Source organism: Mycolicibacterium psychrotolerans, from assembly GCF_010729305.1.
Lineage (GTDB): Bacteria > Actinomycetota > Actinomycetes > Mycobacteriales > Mycobacteriaceae > Mycobacterium > Mycobacterium psychrotolerans.
Genome location: NZ_AP022574.1, coordinates 4,949,318 through 4,967,411, shown reverse-complemented (window position 1 = coordinate 4,967,411; position 18,094 = coordinate 4,949,318). Strand labels below are relative to the sequence as shown.

Sequence of the window (18,094 nt, the reverse complement as noted above, 5' to 3'; positions counted from 1 at the left end):
CGCTTGGCTCAACTGTTGCCCAGCCCCGGTTGCAGCGGCCAGGGTCAATGGTCCTCAACGGCGGGCCCTCCGGCTCTGCCCGCGCTGGGGCGTCCTCCGGCACAGTGGACGCATGGCCGACGTCGCCGCCGGGCACCAGGTGTCCGAACCCTGGACCGTGCCCGGCAACCTGTGTGCGGACGTGCACGAGACCCATACCGGCGTGGTGGCGCTGATGGGTGCCCGGGCATACAAGGCCAAGAAGGCGGTGCGCACCGACTTCTGCGACTTCACCACGGTGGCGAGCCGTGATGCCGCGTGCCGCCGCGAGCTCGAGCTGAACCGCCGGCTGGCTCCCGGCAGTTACGAGGGCATCGGCTACTTCCAGACCCCGGCAGGGGGGCGCGAACCCGTGGTGGTGATGCGGCGGTATCCGGATGAGGCGCGGCTGGCCACGCTGGTCCGCGGCGGAGCGGCCGTCGAGGCGGATCTCGCCGGGATCGCCGCCCTGCTCGCCGGTTTCCATCGCGGCGCCGCGCGCGGTCCTGCCATCGACGCGCAGGCGACCGCGGCTGCCACGGCCGGGCGGTGGGAGGAGAACCTGAGTGAGTTGCGCAGGCATGCGGGCTTCGTCGTCGCCGCCGACTCCGTCGACGAGATCGCCACGCGCGCAACCCGGTTGCTGGAAGGGCGGACAGCACTGTTCGCCCAGCGGATCGCGCAGCGTCGCATCGTCGACGGCCACGGTGACCTGCTGGCCGACGACATCTTCTGCACTGCTGACGGGCCCGTCCTGCTTGACTGCCTGGAGTTCGACGACCGGTTGCGTTACGTCGACGGCCTCGACGACGCCGCGTTCCTGGCGATGGATCTCGAGTTCTGCGGTCGGCCCGACCTCGCAGGCCGGTTCCTCGAGGCCTACCGCGCCGAGGCGGCCGACCCGGCTCCGCGCCCGCTGGCCGACTTCTGCGTCGCCTATCGGGCCGTGGTGCGCGCCAAGGTCGATTGCGTCCGGGTCACCCAGGGACACGCCGACGCGGCGGTGGACGCGCAACATCACCTCGACATCGCGCTACGCCATCTGCGTTCCGGTGCCGTGCGCCTCGTCGTGATCGGCGGCGGGCCCGGGACCGGGAAGTCGACCGTGGCGTGGGGGCTCGCGAACCGCACCGGCGCGCGCGTCGTGTCCACCGACGAGGTGCGCAGGCAGCTGCATGAGGAAGGGCTGCTCAGCGGTGCGACCGGCACGCTCGACGCCGGCCTGTACGCCCCCGGTCAGGTCGCCGCGGTGTACGACGAGGTGCTGCGCCGCGCCCGCGAGCTGCTGACGCTGGGCTGGCCGGTGATCCTCGACGGGACCTGGCGGGACGCGGCTCACCGGCAACAGGCACGCGACGTCGGTCGCGAGACCGCCTCGGAAGTGGTCGAATTCGTCTGCGGTGCACCGGTCGAGGCGGCGATGCGCCGGGTCGCTGCGCGGGGACCGTCGGCCTCGGACGCCACGCCGGAGATTGCCGCCGCCCTCAGCGACGCTCACGAGGACTGGCTGCAGGCCCATCGCCTCGACACCACCCGTCCGGTCGAGGAGTCGATCGCGGAGGCGCATCAGCGGTACTGCGCATCCGGGCAGTAGGGCGGTTGGTCCCGGCTGCAAGGGACATCGGCCCCTTCCGCCCCCGGCGACCCCGCCGGAGAGTGAGGTGGTGGAGCATCTGACAAACCTGGACGCCGGCTTCCTGGAAGCCGAGGACTCCGACCGCCATGTCAGCCTCGCTGTGGGCGGCCTGTCGATCCTCGAGGGTCCGATGCCCGATATCGACGCGCTCGTGACCGGGGTCGCCGACCGGGTCGCCGACATCCCGCGCTTCCGGCAGGTGTTACGCACGCATCTCCTGGATCTCGGCCCGCCGGAGTGGCAGGACGACCCCGACTTCGACCTGTCCCACCACGTGCACCGGGCCGCGCTGCCGAGTCCGGGCGACGATGCGGCCCTCCACCGGTTCGTCGCCGAGGTGATGGGGCGCCGCCTCGACCGCGACCGGCCGCTGTGGGAATGCTGGGTCATCGAGGGCCTCGACGAGGGCAGGTGGGCGGTGCTGATGAAGATCCACCACTGCATCGCCGACGGCATCGCGACGATGCACCTGTTCTCCCGCCTCGGCGACACCGGTGGGGCGCCGAGCTACGACACCGAGATCCGCGCCGCCCGGCAGTCGGCGGACACGCCGTTCTCCCGGTCGGGGATCGGGCTCAATCCGGTGCGCTGGGCCGGCGGCATGTGGCGGGCGGCCACCGCGGTGACGCGGGTCTCGGCGCTGGCGGTCGGCGGGGCGCTGCAGGTCACCAGCGGCATCCTGCGGCCGGCCGAGACATCGTCCCTCAACGGTCCGGTGTCGGCCATGCGGAGGTTCAGTGCCGCCGTCGTGAGGCTAGAAGACGTTGCGCGAATTTGTGATTCGTTCGACGTCACGGTCAATGACGTGGCACTGGCCGCGATAACCAGCAGCTACCGTGCGGCGTTGGAGCGCCGGGGGGAGACACCCAAGCGCACATCGCTGCGCACCCTGGTGCCGGTGTCGATCCGCTCGAACGACGCCGCGGACCGCACCGACAACAGGGTATCGCTGATGCTGCCCAGCCTGCCCGCCGACAAGGAGGACCCGGTCGAGCAGTTGCAAGCCGTACACCGCCGGCTGTCCCGCGCCAAGGGCAGCGGGCAGCGCGAGGCGGGAGGCGTCTTCGTCGCGATATCCAATCTGGTGCCGTTCCCCGTGACGGCGTGGGCGGTGCGGGCGCTGACCCGGCTGCCTCAACGCGGCATCGTCACCTTGGCGACGAACGTGCCCGGCCCCCGCAAGCCGATGACCATCATGGGGCGTCGCGTCATCCGCGTGCTGCCGGTCCCTCCCATCGCGATGCGGTTGCGCACCGGTGTGGCGATCCTCAGTTACGCCGACGAGCTGGTCTTCGGGATCCTCGGGGATTTCGACGCCGCCTCGGACCTCGATGAGCTCGCGCGGGGTATCGAGTCAGCGGTGGACACCCTCGCCGCGGCCGCCGGTTGAGCTAGCTCGGCACCACAACGGCAGGCGCCGAAGCGGATTCGGCCACTGCGGTGCTCACCGAGCCCAGCAGCATGCCCGGGATGCCGCCCCGACCGCGGCTGCCGACGACCACCAACTGGGCCTTCCGCGACTCGTCGACGAGCCAGCGCGCCGGGCGGTCACACACGATGCGGCGCTGCACGTGGACGTCGGGATAGCGCTCCTGCCAGCCCGCCAGCCGCTCGCCGAGGATCTCGTGGCCTTCCTGCTCGTACTTGTGCCAGTCCATCCCCAGGATCGGGAACACGCCGACATCGCTCCAGGCGTGCAGCGCCACCAGGTCGACGCCGCGGCGGGAGGCCTCGTCGAAGGCGAACGCCGTGGCGGCTTCGGAGGCCGGGGTGCCGTCGACACCCAGCAGGACGGGCGCGGTGCGTTCGGGGGACTTCATCGCGTCGGCCTTGGTGACGACGACCGGACACTTGGCGTGGTGCAACAGGTTCCGGCTCGCCGAGCCCAGCAGGACCCCGCCGATCGGGCCGAGCCCGCGGCTGCCGACGACCATCAGTGTCGCCTTCGCCGATGCGGCCGCCAGCTCGGTGACGACGCCGTCGTGGCGCAGCACCGCGCGAACGGGCGGCGCGGCGGCGTCACCGACGGAGGCCTGCAACGTCTTCTGCGCCTGCTCGATCTGGTATCGGGCGTTGTCCTCCTGCCACTGCGCGTAGCTGAACTCGACGCTCTCGATCGGCCAGGTGACGACGATGGGCGCCACCACGTGCATCAGCGTGACGGGCTCCCGGCGCAGCAACGCCTCGTCGGCGGCCCACCGGATCGCGGCATGTGCCTCGGGGGAGCCGTCGATGCCGACGACGATCCCGTACTCGGTGTTGGACTTGGTCATGAGGACTCCTGAGATGTTCTCTCGCCGATCGGCGCAGCAGAAATCAATGCCGTACCACCAGTGCCGAGGCGTTCGCGTGCCGGTACATCGGGTGCTCGCGGTGGCCGATGATCTCCGCGAGATCCCCTGACTCCGTGCTGCCGATCACTGCGAGCTGCACCCGCTCCCGGTGCTTCTTGAGGAAGTGCCTGACATCGGCGCGCTCGGCGATCGGGTACACGTGCACACCGGGGTATCGGTGGCGCAATTCCCGGACATCGTTGTCGAGCTTGTGCGGAGCCGTCGCGGTCGCCCGGTCGCCCAGCGCCAGCACCGGCGCGTCCCGCAGCGCCGCTTCGTGCATCGCGCAGTCGACCACCGCGGTGTTGTCGGGATCGTCGTTGACAGCGACCACGATCCAGTTGACGCCGTGCCCCGCCGTGTCGTCCGCGGGGCGGATCACCGCCGCCGGGCACGAGGACTTCTCGGCAAGTTCCGACGCGGTCGACCCGAGGATCGATCGGGCGTAACGGCCGATGCCGACAGAGCCGACGCACACCATCTCGGCCTGGGTGGACAGTGCGACCAGGGCCGCTCCCGCGGGCCCGCCGACGATCGAGGTGCTGATGGGAAGCCGTGGACACCGTGACCCGATGGCCACGCTCGCCTCCTGCAGCGCCGTTCGGCCGTGGTGGACGTCGTCGTTGTAGTCGTCGGTGCTGGTGTGCCGTGCCTTGGTCACATAGACCAGCCGCAACGGCACGCCGCGGGCGACCGCTTCGTCGGCGGCCCACTCGGCCGCGTGCAGTGCTGCCGCCGAGCCGTCGATGCCGGCGATCACCGGCCGGTCGCCGGATGGCGTGGTGTCCGACATCGCGTTCTCCGATTCCGTGGGGTGTCCGTGTGTCTCGTCGGCCCCGACGCTATGTCCCTGCACGGCAACGCAGAAAGAGTCCTTGGTCACGTCACTGGTCACCGGTGAGCGTGAAGTAGTTCTCCTCCTCCTGCAGGAAATGCAGCTGCAGCAGGGCGTAGAGCCCGTAGAGGCAGGCGAGCAGGTCCTCGGTCTGATCGGGCGCAACGCCGCCGGAAGTGCGGGCGAGTGCGACGTGGGTGCCGATCCGGTCGGACAGCCGCTGGATCTCGGCGTGGGTCCGGCTCATCGTCGCGGTGGCCTCGCCACCGCCGAGCGGGCGGGCCAGCGCCGGGTAGAGCTGGGTCTCCTCGGCGAGTTCGTGGGGCAGCAGCCGCTCGGTCAGGAAGTCGTGGGCGCGGGTCAGTGTGGCCAGCGCCGCGGGATCGGCGCCGACCAGTTGATCGGCGGCCTCGCGCAGCAGCCCGACCGCCTCACGCAGCTCGTCGTGCTCGGAGGCGAAGCGCCGCAACAGTTCTCCGGTATCCGACGGAAGGTCGACGTGCGTGCCGGGGTCGGCGCCCAGCGCCCGCAGTGCGTTGAGGATCACCGCGACGTCGATGCCCTCCTGCAGCAACGCTCCCCACGCGGGCGGCAACCAGCCGACGGCTGCCGCCGCCATCGCCACACCCGACAACGCCATGCCGACGCCGGCACTCTGCACGGCGATACGCCGGGACCAGCGGGCGATGTCCATCGCATCGGCCAGCCGGTCCAGCCGGTTGGTGGTCAGCACGATGTCGGCGGCCTCCGACGACGCGGTGGCGCCGCGCGCGCCCATCGCGACGCCGACCGTCGCGGCGGCCAACGCGGGCGCGTCGTTGACTCCGTCGCCCACCATGATCGTCGTCGCGGATTCGCGTTCGGTGCGGACGGCCGCGACCTTGTCGGCGGGGCTCTGCTGGGCGTAGACGGCGTCCAGACCCAGTACGGCGCCGACCTCGCGGGCGGGATCCGGGCGGTCGCCCGTCAGCATGACGAGGCGGTCCAACCCGGCCGTGCGCAGTCGTCGGATGGTGCGGGGAGCATCGCGGCGAAGAGGGTCGCGCAGCAGCACGGCCCCGACGGGCTCACCGTCGACACAGACCCAGGCGATGGCCGCGGAATCCAGCCGGGCCCGGTTCGACGCCGACCGGGCCCACGGCGCGGTCAGGGTATCGGCGCCCAGCTTGCCCACGTACACGCTGCGGTGGTCGATGGTCGCGGTGGCGCCCCGGCCGGGTTCCTCGGTGACGGCCGCCGGCAGCGCGAGTTCCAGCCCCTGGGCCAGCGCCTCGTCGACGATGGCCTCGGCGAGGACATGGGCCGACATCTGGTCCACCGAGGCGGCGAGTGTCAGCACGTCGGCCGCCCGGTGTCCGGGCGCGGTGAGGGTCTCCAGGACAGTCGGGCGGCCCTGAGTCAGGGTGCCGGTCTTGTCGAGCACGAGAGTGGTTGCACGGCCGAGGCTTTCGAGCGCACCGCCGCTGCGGATCACCACTCCGCGGCGGGAGGCGCGCGACAGTCCCGACACTATCGCGACCGGGGCGGCGAGCAGCAGCGGACAGGGGGTCGCGACCACCAGCACCGCGACGGCCCGTGCCGCCGAGCCGCTGTACCACCATGCCGCCCCGGCGGTCAGCAGCGTGACGGGCAGGAACCAGGCGGCGATCCGGTCGGCGAGCCGGATGATGGGGGCGCTCTCGGCGCCCGCCTCCCGGGCCAGCCGGACGATTCCGGCGTAGGTGCTGTTCGCGGCGGTGGCGGTCGCCCGCAGCTCGAACGCCCCTCCGGCGTTGACGGCGCCGCTGCGGACCATGTCGCCGGCGGGGTGCTCGACGTGCAGCGGTTCACCGGTGAGCACCGACTCGTCGAGGACGGCCACCGTGCCGGTGACTCGTCCGTCGACCGGGACGACCTCGCCGGGCCTGACGACCAGCAGGTCGTCGACGACCACGTCGTCGAGGGAGATCGTACGCACCGTCTCGCCGGTGCGGCGGTTGGCCGATCGCGGTGCGTGCGCCAGCAGTGCCTGCAGATCGTGGGAGGCGCGGCGCTGGGCCGCCGCTTCGAGCGCACGGCCGCCGGCCAGCATCACCGCGATCAGCGCACCGGCGAGGTACTCACCCACCACCAGCGTGCCGACCAGGGAGAGCACCGCGATGACGTCGACACCCGCCCGGCCGTGGCGCAGCGTTGCGATGACCCACCACACGGCCGGCGCCAGTGCCGCCAGGGTGCCGACGATCCAGCAGCCGTCCGCGATCCGCTGTTGGCCCGCGGCCCAGGCGATCCCGCCGGCAGCGAGGGCTCCGACGGTGAACAGGGTCAACGCCGGTTCCAGGTACCGGCTCCACCGCGCGAGCATGGCGGTCATCGCGGTGCCGCCGCGGGCAGCCGGTCGGCGTGACTGAACCGGGCGGCCCGGCGATGAATGCGGTGGACGTCTCCGCGGGTGCGGTGCGGTGCGCCCGCCAGAAGCATCGGCTCGGCGTAGAACACCGACTTGGTGACGTCGACCAGCACCAGATAGCCGATCGTCAGTGCGACGAGCGCGCCGAAGAACTCCCACGGCAGCGGCGTGAAGCCGAGGTGCGAGGCGACGGGGGTGACGGTGAGGAGGATGCCGACGACGATCACAGCGCCGGTGGTGACCACCACCAGCCCGGCGGCCCTGCTGCGGAAGAACGGTACTTTGCGCGTGCGGATCGCGAAGATGATCAGCGTCTGGGTCGCCAGGGATTCCACGAACCAGCCGGTGCGGAACTCGACGGGGCCCGCGTTCAGCACGCCGAGCATCAGGCCGAAGGTCAGGAAATCGAATAGCGAGCTGACCGGGCCGAAGGTCAGCATGAACCGGCGGATGAACGCGATGTTCCAGTGCGCAGGCGCGTGCAGCTGTTCCTCGTCGACGTGGTCGGAGGGAATCGCCAGCTGCGACGTGTCGTAGAGCAGGTTGTTGAGCAGGATCTGCCCGGGCAGCATCGGCAGGAACGGCAGCACGGCCGACGCCGCGGCGGCACTGAACATGTTCCCGAAGTTGCTCGACGTCCCCATCAGGACGTACTTGATCGTGTTCGCGAAGATGCGCCGGCCCTCGGCGACACCCGCCGCGAGCACATCGAGATCTTTCTCCAGCAGCACCACGTCGGCCGCGTCCTTGGCCACGTCGGTGGCGGTGTCGACCGATATCCCGACATCGGCGGAGTGCAGGGCCAGCGCATCGTTGACACCGTCGCCGAGGAAGCCGACCGAGCGGCCGGTGTGCCGCAGCGACGCGACGATGCGGGCCTTCTGCGTGGGGGAGATCCGGGCGAAGATCGTGTGGTCCCGAGTAGCGGCGTCGAGGTCGTCAACGTCGATCTGCTCGAGCTGCGCCCCGGTGAGTGTGCCCTTGCTGGGTAAACCCAGTTCGGCACACACCTTTTCGGCGACCTGAGCATTGTCGCCGGTGGCGATCTTGACCTCGATGCCCAGCGCCGCGAGACGGGCCAGCGAATCGCGCGCAGCCGGCTTCGGATTGTCGGCGAAGACCAGGAATCCCTCGAGACGCAACCCGGTCTCGTCGTCGGCCGACAGCCGGGTGAGTCCGGCGGCAGGTCTGCTGGCCACCGCGACCACGCGCCTGCCGTCGGCGAACAACGCCGACAGCGTGTCCGCCGCGGCGGGCGGCACCTCGGCGCAACACGCCATCACCTGCTCGGGCGCGCCTTTGACCACCAGCACGCGGCGTGTGCCGTCGTCGACCAGGGCCGAGGTGGCGCGCCGGGTGTGGTCGAAGGGCAGCACCGCCACGCGCGTGACGCCGGTGACGGGCCTGCGGCCCGCCCAGAGCGCGGCGTCGAGATCGTTGGCGCTCACGCCGCCGACGGCCGGGTCGAGGTCGGTGGCCAGCAGCCCGGACCGAAGCACCGGGTCGGCGGGCGCCCCCGAGGGATCGACGGCCTCGACCAGCTCCACATGCCCCTCGGTCAACGTGCCCGTCTTGTCGGTGATCAAGATGTCGATGTCACCGAGGTCCTCGATGCAGACCAGTCGTTTGACCAGTACCTTCAGCTTGGCCAGCCGCCGTGAGCCGGTCGCCAGGCTGGTACTGACCACGGCGGGCAACAACTGCGGGGTGATGCCGACAGCTATCGCCAGGCCGAACAGTGCCGAGTCGATCAGCGGACGGCCGAGCAGCAGGTTGGTCACGATGATGACGGCGGTCAGCATCAGGGCCACCCGCAGCAGCAGATAGGAGAAGCGACGCAGCCCGGCCTGGAAGTCGGTCTCGGGCTGGCGTTCCCCCAATCCGACCGCGATGCGGCCGAATTCGGCATCGGCGCCCGTCGCGTAGACCACCGCCGTCGCCTCGCCCGCGCTGACGACCGTTCCCATGTAGGCCAGATTGCGCGCGTCGCCGACTGCGGCTCCCACAGGTGCCGGCACGCTGGACTTCTCGGCCGCCGCTGACTCCCCGGTCAGGATGCTCTCGTTGCACTCCAGGCCGTTGACGTCGATGAGCCTGACATCCGCGGGGACCAGCTCGCCGAGCTCGAGCCGGATCACGTCGCCGGGCACCAGCTCGATGACGTCGACCCGGTCGAAGCTGCCGTCACGGCGCACCACCGCGGTGTGGTGAATACCGGAATGCATTGCTGCGGTGGCACGTTCGGCCCGGTACTCGTTCACGAAGCCGAGGCCGACGCTGACGAGCAGGATGACGCCGATGATGATCGCCTGCGTGCTGTCGCCGAGGAAGTACGACAGCACCGCGGTCACGGCGAGCAGCCCGAGCACGGCGTTGGAGAGCTGACGGCGCAGTACCGCCGCGGCGCTCACCCGGTGCGTACGGACCACGTTGGCGCCGACCGCGGCGATGCGGGCGCTCGCATCGGCGGTACTCAGCCCGTCGAACGTGGTGCCGAGCAGGCTCAGCACGTCGTCGAGCGGTGAGCTCGCGATCGTGTCCCGGTTGCGAACGGCGGTCGGCAGCGTCGCGGTCACCGCGCCGCTTCGAGAAGGACCCGTCGCTCGGCGGCGGCGATCACGCGCCGGGCGGACGCTGCCGCGTCGGGGTTGACCGACACCGACGTGATACCCATCCGGACCAGATGCTCGGCGAACGCGGGATTGGTCGACGGCGCCTGGCCGCACAGCGAGGAGGTTATCCCCATCCGCCTCGCGGTGCCGATGATCTGACGGATCGCGTCCAGCACGGCCGGATCTGATTCGTCGAACAGCTCGGCGCACACGTCGGAATCGCGGTCGACGCCGAGCACCAGCTGCGTCAGGTCGTTGCTGCCGATGGAGACCCCGTCGATGCCCATCCCGATGTATTCGGGCAGCCAGTGCACCACCGAGGGCACCTCGGCCATCACCCACCGGTGCAGGCCCCGCTGCCGCCCCAGGGGACTGGCGTCGACCAGTTCCAGGCAGGCTTCGAGCTCCCAGCGGGTGCGCACGAACGGGATCATCAACGTGACGTTGGGTGACTGCTCACGCACGCGCGCCAGCGCTTCGAGTTCGAGGGCGAACAGGTCGGGTTCGGACACGTACCGGTAGCAGCCGCGGTAGCCGATCATCGGGTTGTGCTCGACGGGCTCGTAGGCCTCGCCGCCCACCAGTCCGCGGAACTCGTTGCTGCGGAAGTCGGTGGCCCGGTACACCACCGGGCGCGTGCCGAAGGCCGCCGCGATCCGCCCGACCGAAGCCACCATCTTGTCGACCAGGGTGCTCTGCTCGCCGTGCGCGATCAGGTCGCGCGGATGGCGGCCGCCGAGCGCCTCGGTCAGCATGAACTCGGCCCGCAGCAGGCCGACGCCGTCGACAGGTTGTGCCGCAACGGATTCGGCGGACTCAGGCATCGCGAGGTTGACATACACGCGGGTGCCGGTGACCTCGCTGGGCACCGGAGCCGCAGCGCTGCGGTCGGTGACCGAGACCGTCGGCTTGGGCTCGACCCGACCCGACACCACCTCCCCGCGCGCCCCGTCGACCGTCGCCACGGTGCCGTCGTGCAGATCGCGGGTCGCGGTGCGGGTACCGACGACGCAGGGCACCCCGAGTTCGCGGGCCACGATCGCGGCGTGGCATGTCATGCCTCCGGTGTCGGTGACCAGCGCGGCGGCGCGGCGAATCGTCGGCAGCCAGTCGGGGTTGGTCATCTGCGCGACGAGGATCTCGCCCTTCTCGAGCCGCTCGCCCTGATCGGGCGTCTCGAGCACCCGGACCCTGCCGGACGCGATGCCCGGCGCCGCGGCCAGCCCGCGGGCGAGCACCACGTGCTTGTCGGCCGCTGCGGGGGTGGTGTGGCCGAGTGTGGTGATCGGGCGGGCCTGCACCAGATAGGTCTTGCCGCGGGAGATCGCCCACTCGGTGTCCTGTGGGCAGCCGTTGTGCCGCTCGGTGGCGATCGCGAGCCCGGCGATGGTGCGCAGTTCGTCGTCGGAGAGCACCCGCGAATCCGCCTCGGCGTCAGTGAGGTCGACCGTTGTGTCGTGGCCGTCGGCGCCGCGGACGATCTTGAACGCCTTGTGGCCGAGCCGGACGTCGAGCGGGGCCAGCGTGTCCTTGGCGACGAGGTAGGTGTCGGGCTCGACCTCACCGGACACCACCACCTCGCCGAGACCGAAGGCGCCCTCGATGACGACCCGGTCCTGCGCGCCGTTGCTGGGGTCGGCGGTGAACGCGACCCCAGCCTTCTCCGAGTCGACCATCATCTGGACGACGACGGCCATCGCCGGGTCGGCGGTGAAGCCCCGGCTGGCACGGTAGGTGATGACGCGCGGGCTGAACAGCGACATCCAGCACCGCACCACGGCGTCGATCAGCCCGTCCTCGCCGGTGATGTTGGTCAGGGTCGCGTTCATGCCCGCGAACGATGCGTCCGCACCGTCCTCGCCGGTCGCCGAGGACCGCACCGCCACCACGGAGGCCGGTCCCAGCGCGCGGTAGGCGTCCAGGATCATCCGGCGCACCGGGTCGCTGACGCCGGCCTTGTGCACCAGGCCCTGCATCCGTCCACAGCGCTCGGTGAGCGCGACGGTGTCGGAGGCGGCCTCCAGGGCCTCGCGATGCAACGCGTTGAGCTCCGCGTCGACCCCGCCGGAGCGCATCGACTCGCGGTAGCAGTCGCGCAGCAGCACGAATCCCGGTGGCACCGGCAGGTTGGCGGCGACCATTTCGCCCATGTTCGCGCCCTTGCCGCCCGCCTCTTCGGCGTCGGCGATCGTCAGCGTGGAGATGTCGCGCACATATGTGTCTTCGCGTGAAGCAGCCATAGGTCCAGCCTCTGCGCTCCTGCCCGGCCCGCGTACCGTCCGAGGGCCACAGCGCCGCGCCGAAGGTCCCGAATGCCGAGGGCAGAAGGTCCCCGACTGCGCAACGAGTGACTTCCTGCCCTTTTGTACGGCGCCGCCGAGGCGATCACATGGGGCACTGGGCCTTTGGGTGTGAGGAGAATTAGCATGTCGCTGCCGGTGTTCGTGGATCCGCGTTACCACGACGCAGTGATCTTCGACCTCGACGGCGTGGTGACCGACACCGCTGCCCTGCACGCAGCCGCGTGGCGCGCGACCCTCGACGACTACCTGCAGCGCCGCGGCGCCCGCGCGGGCGAGGACCACAGCCCGCTGACCGACGACGACTGCCGCGTCCTCGCCGACCCGTCGCGCGGTGTGGCCGAGGTCCTGGCCTCGCGCGGCGTCACGCTGCCGCCCGGCGGCGCCGAGGACCCGCACGACGGAACCGTCGAGGGCCTCCAACACCGTCAGCAGCAGCTGTTCGCCGTGTTGCTCGCCGACGGGGTGGGGGTCTTCGAGTCGACCGTCGATCTGGTCCGCACGCTCGCCGCCGACGGCATCGCCGCCGCGGTGTACTCACGCAACCCGCACAGCGCCCGAGTGCTGTACGCGGCCGGGCTCACCGACTCCTTCGCAGCGAAGGTCGACGACGTGCCCCCGGAGGACTTGCTGCTCGAGGCGGCGCGTCGGGTCGGGGTCCATCCGGGTCGCTGTGTCGCCGTCGACACCACGGCGGCGGGCGTCTCCGCCGGCCGCGACGGGGGATTCGCTCTGGTGATCGGCGTCGACCGCACCGGCCGCGGTGATGAGCTGCTCCGGCGCGGAGCCGATGTCGTGATCGCCGACCTAGTCGCGGTGTCAGTGCGTGACAGCTTCCGCCGGACATCGGAGATGGCCGACGCGTTGCAGTCCTACAGCGAGGTCGCGGGGCTGCTGGAGATCCGGCGGCCGGTCGTGATGCTCGACTACGACGGCACGCTGTCCGAGATCGTCGGCGAGCCGGCTTCGGCGACGCTGGTGTCCGGCGCCGACAAGGCGCTCGAGGCACTCGCTGCCCGGTGTCCCGTCGCGATCATCAGCGGTCGCTCGCTGGCCGACATTCAGGCTCGGGTCGACGTGCCTGGTCTCTGGTACGCAGGGAGTCACGGGTTCGAGCTCACCGCGCCCGACGGGACACGCCATGTCAATGAGGCCGGTGCCGCGGCGGTGCACGACCTGCAGGACGCGCGCGATGAGTTGCGGCAGCGGTTGGCCTCCGTCGACGGACTCTTCATCGAGGACAAGAGGTTCTCGGTCGCGGTGCACTACCGGGGTGTGGCGCCCGATCGGGTCGACGAGGTGATGGCGGTCGTGCGAATCCTCGGGCAGCGCCACCACCTCCGCGTGACCGGCGGTCGCAAGGTCATCGAGTTGCGCCCCGATGTCGAATGGGGCAAAGGCAGGACCATCGAGTGGATCCTCGAGCACATCGGCGGCGCGGATCTGTTGCTGCCGATGTACATCGGCGACGACCTGACCGATGAAGACGGTTTCGACGCGATCCGGCACAAGGGCGTCGGCATCGCCGTCCGCAGCGCCGAAACGGGGGACCGGCGGTCGTCAGCGCGCCTCACCCTCGCGGGTCCGGAGGCGGTCTGCGACTTCCTGGGGAAGATCGTCGAGCAGCTCACTGTCCAGCACGACAGCCTCAACGACCCGTGGGTGATGACGTTCGGCGGTTACCAACCCGAGAGCGAGAGATTACGAGAAGCGTTGTGCACCATGGGTAACGGGTATCTCGCGGTGCGCGGGGCGGCGCCGGAATGCGGGCCCGGGGAGTTCCACTACCCGGGCACCTACGTGGCAGGCATCTACAACCGACTCACCGACACGGTGGCGGGTGTCACCATCGACAACGAGAGCATGGTGAATCTGCCGAACTGGTTGGCCCTGGCCTTCCGGATCGACGGCGGACCATGGTTCGACATCGACGACGTCGATGTGTCGTCCTACCTGGTTACCCTCGATCTGCGGCGGGCCGTCCTTTCCCGGGAATTCTTGTTCACCGATGCCGACGGCCGCTCCACACGGGTGCGCCAGCGGCGGTTCGTGGCGATGCACCAACCGCATGTGGCTGCCCTGCAAACCACGGTGGAGGCGCTGAACTGGTCGGGACAACTCGAATTCCGGTCGTTGGTCGACGGTGCGGTGACGAATCAGGGGGTCGATCGCTACCGCGACCTGGCGTCACGGCACCTCGAGATCGTCGGCAAGCACGAACTGTCACAGGACTCGGTGCTGCTCGCCGCAGAAACCGTCGAGTCGGGAATCGTCATCGCCGTTGCGGTGCGCAACAGGCTTGCCGACGGCGGCGCACCCGCCCACAGCGCCACGCTGACCGAGGAGGACCGTATCGGTCACCGTCTCACCGCGGACCTGAACGCCGGACAGTCGGCCACAGTGGAGAAGGTGGTCTGTGTCTTCACCAGCCGCGACCACGGCATCTCGGGGCCCGTCGTCGCCGCGGAACGGGAACTGCAGCGCGCCGGTGACTTCGCGGCGCTCGAACACGGCCACCGGATGGCCTGGGCGCACCTCTGGGAGCGGTTCAACGTCGAGATGGGCCGCGACGCCGACCTTCTGCGCATCGTGCGGCTGTACCAGCTGCATCTGCTGCAGACACTGTCCCCGCACACGGCCGACCTCGACGTGGGGGTGCCCGCTCGCGGGCTGCACGGCGAGGCGTACCGCGGGCACGTGTTCTGGGACGAGCTGTTCGTGTTCCCGGTGACGAACCTGCGGCTGCCGAAAGTGACGCGTTCGCTGCTGATGTACCGCTACCGCCGGCTGCCCGAAGCCCGCCGCGCCGCGCTGGCGGCCGGTCACGTCGGCGCGATGTTCCCGTGGCAGTCGGGCAGCGACGGCCGTGAGGAAAGTCAACGCCTGCACTTGAATCCGAAGTCCGGTCACTGGAATCCCGATGCCAGCGCCCGCGCCCACCACATCGGCCTGGCCATCGCCTACAACGTATGGCAGCACTATCAGGTCACCGGCGACATCGGGTTCCTGATCGACTACGGCGCGGAGATGCTCGCCGAGATCAGCCGGTTCTGGGTCAGGCTCGCCGAGTTCGACGACGACCGGCAACGTTACGTGATCCGCGGGGTGATCGGCCCGGACGAGTTCCATTCCGGCTATCCCGGAAAGGAATACGACGGTATCGACAACAACGCCTACAGCAACGTGCTGGCCGTCTGGGTCATCGCGCGAACCCTCGAAGCCCTCGAACGGATCCCGATGTACTACCGGCTCGCACTGCTGGAGAGTCTCGGCATCGATGACGACGAACTCGCGCGCTGGGACGACGTCAGCAGGCGGATGTTCGTGCCGTTCCACGACGGGGTGATCAGCCAGTTCGAGGGTTACGAAAAGCTCGCAGAACTGGATTGGGCGGCATACCGCGCCCGGTACGAGAACATGCAGCGGCTCGACCGCATCCTCGAAGCCGAGAACGACAGCCCCAACAACTACAAAGCCTCCAAGCAGGCCGACGCGCTGATGCTGTTCTACCTGCTCTCCGCCGACGAGCTCTACGAGCTCTTCGAACGGCTCGGCTACCAATTCACGCCCGATCAGATCCCGGCGACCATCGACTACTACCAGGCCCGCACCTCGCACGGGTCCACGCTGAGCGCGGTGGTGCACGCCTGGGTGGTGGCTCGCGGCAATCGCGCGCAGGCCATGGAGTACTTCGCGCAGGCCCTGGCCTCCGATGTGGTCGACACCCAGCAGGGCACCACGGCCGAAGGAATTCACCTGGCGGCGATGACCGGCAGCATCGACCTGCTGCAGCGGTGCTTCACCGGTCTGGAGATCCGCCGGGACCGGATCGTGCTGGGGCCGCTGTGGCCGAAAGCCCTCGGCAGACTGGAATTCACCTTCCGCTACCGCGGTCATCGACTGCGGCTGAGCGTCATCGGACGCAGCGCGACGCTGTCTGCGGAGCTCGGCGACGCCTTGCCGGTCCTGGTGGAGTGCCGGGGTTTGCAGCAGACGCTGCTCGCCGGTGGAACGGTCGAATTCGACCAGTGACCCGGCGCTATGCCGTCGTCACGCGGGTTCCCGCTGTGCCCTTGACGATGTCGACGATGTCGATCAGGGCGCCGATGACCGCCTCGCAGCCGGTGGCGCGGGCGAACCCGCACGCGGCGTCGACCTTGGGGCCCATCGAGCCCGCCGCGAAGTCCATGCGCTCGAGTTCGTCGGGCGTCACCCGGCCCAGTCGCGTCTGCTCCGGCGTGCCCCATCCGGTATACACCCCGTCGACGTCGGTCGCGATCACCAGCAGGTCGGCGTCGAGCTGCTCGGCCAGGAGGGCGGAGGCGAGGTCCTTGTCGATGACGGCCTCCACACCGTGCAGCGTGCCGTCGGCGTCGTACATCGTCGGGATGCCCCCGCCGCCGGCGCAGATCACCACCGTCCCGTGCTCGACGAGAGTGCGGATGGGTCCGATCTCGAAGATGCGCCGAGGCTTCGGGCTGGCCACCACCCGCCGGAACATGTCCCCGTCGGCCGCGATGGTCCACCCACCTTCGGCTGCCAATCTCTCGGCGGTGGCCCGGTCGTACACCGGGCCGATCGGTTTGGTGGGGTGGCCGAAGGCGGGATCGGCGGGATCGACCTCGATCATGGTCAGCACGGTCGCCAGCGACTGGTCGGGGGGCAGCAGGTTGCCGAGTTCCTGCTCGATGACATAGCCGATCATCGCCTCGGTCTGGGCGCCCAGCACGTCGAGCGGGTACGGCTCGACCCCGTGCCCGAGATCGTGGTAGGCGGAACTCTGCAGTGCCAGCAGGCCGACCTGCGGGCCGTTGCCGTGGGCGACGACGATCTCGTTGCCCGGCGTGACGGCCGCGATGCGCTCGGCGGCGGCGGCGATGTTCTCGCGCTGGTTCTCGGCGGTCATCGGCTGGCCCCGGCGAAGGAGCGCGTTGCCGCCGAGGGCGATCACGATCCGCATCAGGTCAACGCCGAGACGAGCACCGCTTTGATGGTGTGCATACGGTTCTCGGCCTGCTCGAAAGCGATGTTCGCGGGGCTCTCGAACACCTCCTCGGTGACCTCGATTCCGTTGCGCAGGTGGGGATACTTCTCGGCGATCTGCGCACCCAGCGTGGTCTCGCAGTTGTGGAAGGCCGGCAGGCAGTGCATGAACTTCACGCGCGGGTTGCCCGCGGCGGTCATCAGTCCGGTGTTGACCTGAAACGGCAGCAGCAGGTCGATGCGCCTGCCCCAGGTGTCGAGCGGCTCGCCCATGGACACCCACACGTCGGTGTAGATGAAGTCCACTCCGCTGACCGCCTTCAGCGGATCGTCGGTGATGGTCATCGACGCACCGGAGGCCGCCGCGAACTCCTCGCACATCGACACGTGGTCGGCGTGCGGCATCAGCTCTTGCGGCGCGCCGATGCGCACGTCCATACCCAGCTTCGCGCCGACCAGCAGCAGCGAATTCGCGACGTTGTTCCTGCCGTCGCCGACGAAGGCAAAAGAGATGTCGGTCAACGGTTTCGGGCAGTGCTCGGTCATCGTCAGGACGTCGGCGAGCATCTGAGTGGGGTGGAACTCGTCGGTGAGACCGTTGAACACGGGCACACCGGCGTACTCGGCCAGCTCCTCGACGATGGACTGGCCGGCGCCGCGGTACTCGATCGCGTCGTACATCCGGCCCAGCACGCGCGCGGTGTCCTTCATCGACTCTTTGTGCCCGATCTGCGACGAGGCCGGGTCGATGTAGGTGACGTGGGCGCCTTCGTCGTAGGCGGCCACCTCGAACGCGCACCGTGTCCTGGTCGACGACTTCTCGAAGATGAGCGCGATGTTCTTGCCCGTGAGTGTGGGGCGGGACAGCCCCGAGTATTTCGCGCGTTTGAGGTCGCGCGAGAGGTCCAGCAGGTAGTGCAGGTCGCGGTCGCTGTGGTGAACGAGGCTGAGCAGGCTGCGGTTTCGGTTGTTGAACGCCACGATCGGT

10 protein-coding genes are annotated in these 18,094 nt (G+C 69.8%); 3 read left to right on the top strand and 7 right to left on the bottom strand.

All coding sequences use genetic code 11. The annotated features are described in order from the left end of the window. Positions 1-112: 112 nt before the first annotated feature. Both G6N45_RS24040 and G6N45_RS24035 read left to right on the top strand, forming a co-directional pair. Positions 113-1,612: a bifunctional aminoglycoside phosphotransferase/ATP-binding protein gene (locus tag G6N45_RS24040; protein ID WP_163725768.1), complete on the top strand. Its 1,500-nt coding sequence runs from the start codon at positions 113-115 to the stop codon at positions 1,610-1,612. A gap of 70 nt (positions 1,613-1,682) precedes the next feature. After that, positions 1,683-3,044: a WS/DGAT/MGAT family O-acyltransferase gene (locus G6N45_RS24035; RefSeq protein WP_163725765.1), complete on the top strand. Its 1,362-nt coding sequence runs from the start codon at positions 1,683-1,685 to the stop codon at positions 3,042-3,044. Between the two features lies 1 nt (position 3,045). Here the strand turns inward: G6N45_RS24035 and G6N45_RS24030 are convergent, their stop codons facing one another. The 5 genes from G6N45_RS24030 to ppsA form a co-directional block, all read right to left on the bottom strand. Beyond that, positions 3,046-3,927, bottom strand: a complete 882-nt coding sequence (locus G6N45_RS24030; RefSeq protein ID WP_163725762.1) for a universal stress protein — start codon at positions 3,925-3,927, stop codon at positions 3,046-3,048. Positions 3,928-3,970: 43 nt separating this feature from the next. Then, a complete protein-coding gene (locus tag G6N45_RS24025) occupies positions 3,971-4,780 on the bottom strand; it encodes a universal stress protein (RefSeq protein ID WP_163728994.1) in 810 nt (269 codons plus the stop codon). A 91-nt stretch (positions 4,781-4,871) separates the two neighbouring features. Next, positions 4,872-7,166, bottom strand: coding sequence for a heavy metal translocating P-type ATPase (locus G6N45_RS24020; protein WP_163728992.1), 2,295 nt, complete (start codon positions 7,164-7,166; stop codon positions 4,872-4,874). A gap of 5 nt (positions 7,167-7,171) precedes the next feature. Further along, complete coding sequence (gene mgtA, locus G6N45_RS24015) at positions 7,172-9,787, bottom strand: magnesium-translocating P-type ATPase (RefSeq protein ID WP_163725759.1); 2,616 nt, start codon at positions 9,785-9,787, stop codon at positions 7,172-7,174. Continuing rightward, positions 9,784-12,063 carry a phosphoenolpyruvate synthase gene (ppsA, locus tag G6N45_RS24010; protein WP_163725756.1) on the bottom strand — a complete coding sequence of 760 codons (2,280 nt, stop codon included), beginning with the start codon at positions 12,061-12,063 and terminating at the stop codon, positions 9,784-9,786. Before ppsA ends, mgtA begins: the two co-directional genes overlap by 4 nt. A 186-nt stretch (positions 12,064-12,249) precedes the next feature. On the opposite strand from ppsA, the gene otsB reads away from it, so the two are divergent. Continuing rightward, entirely contained in the window at positions 12,250-16,155 is a 3,906-nt protein-coding gene (gene otsB, locus G6N45_RS24005; RefSeq protein ID WP_163725754.1) for a trehalose-phosphatase, read from the top strand. Between the two features lie 7 nt (positions 16,156-16,162). On the opposite strand, the gene arcC is transcribed toward otsB, so the two are convergent. Further along, on the bottom strand, positions 16,163-17,083 hold the full coding sequence (gene arcC / locus G6N45_RS24000) for a carbamate kinase (protein WP_163725739.1): 921 nt from the start codon (positions 17,081-17,083) through the stop codon (positions 16,163-16,165). After that, entirely contained in the window at positions 17,083-18,087 is a 1,005-nt protein-coding gene (locus G6N45_RS23995) for an ornithine carbamoyltransferase (RefSeq protein ID WP_163725736.1), read from the bottom strand. The genes arcC and G6N45_RS23995 overlap by 1 nt, the downstream gene beginning before the upstream one ends. Between the last annotated feature and the right edge of the window lie 7 nt (positions 18,088-18,094).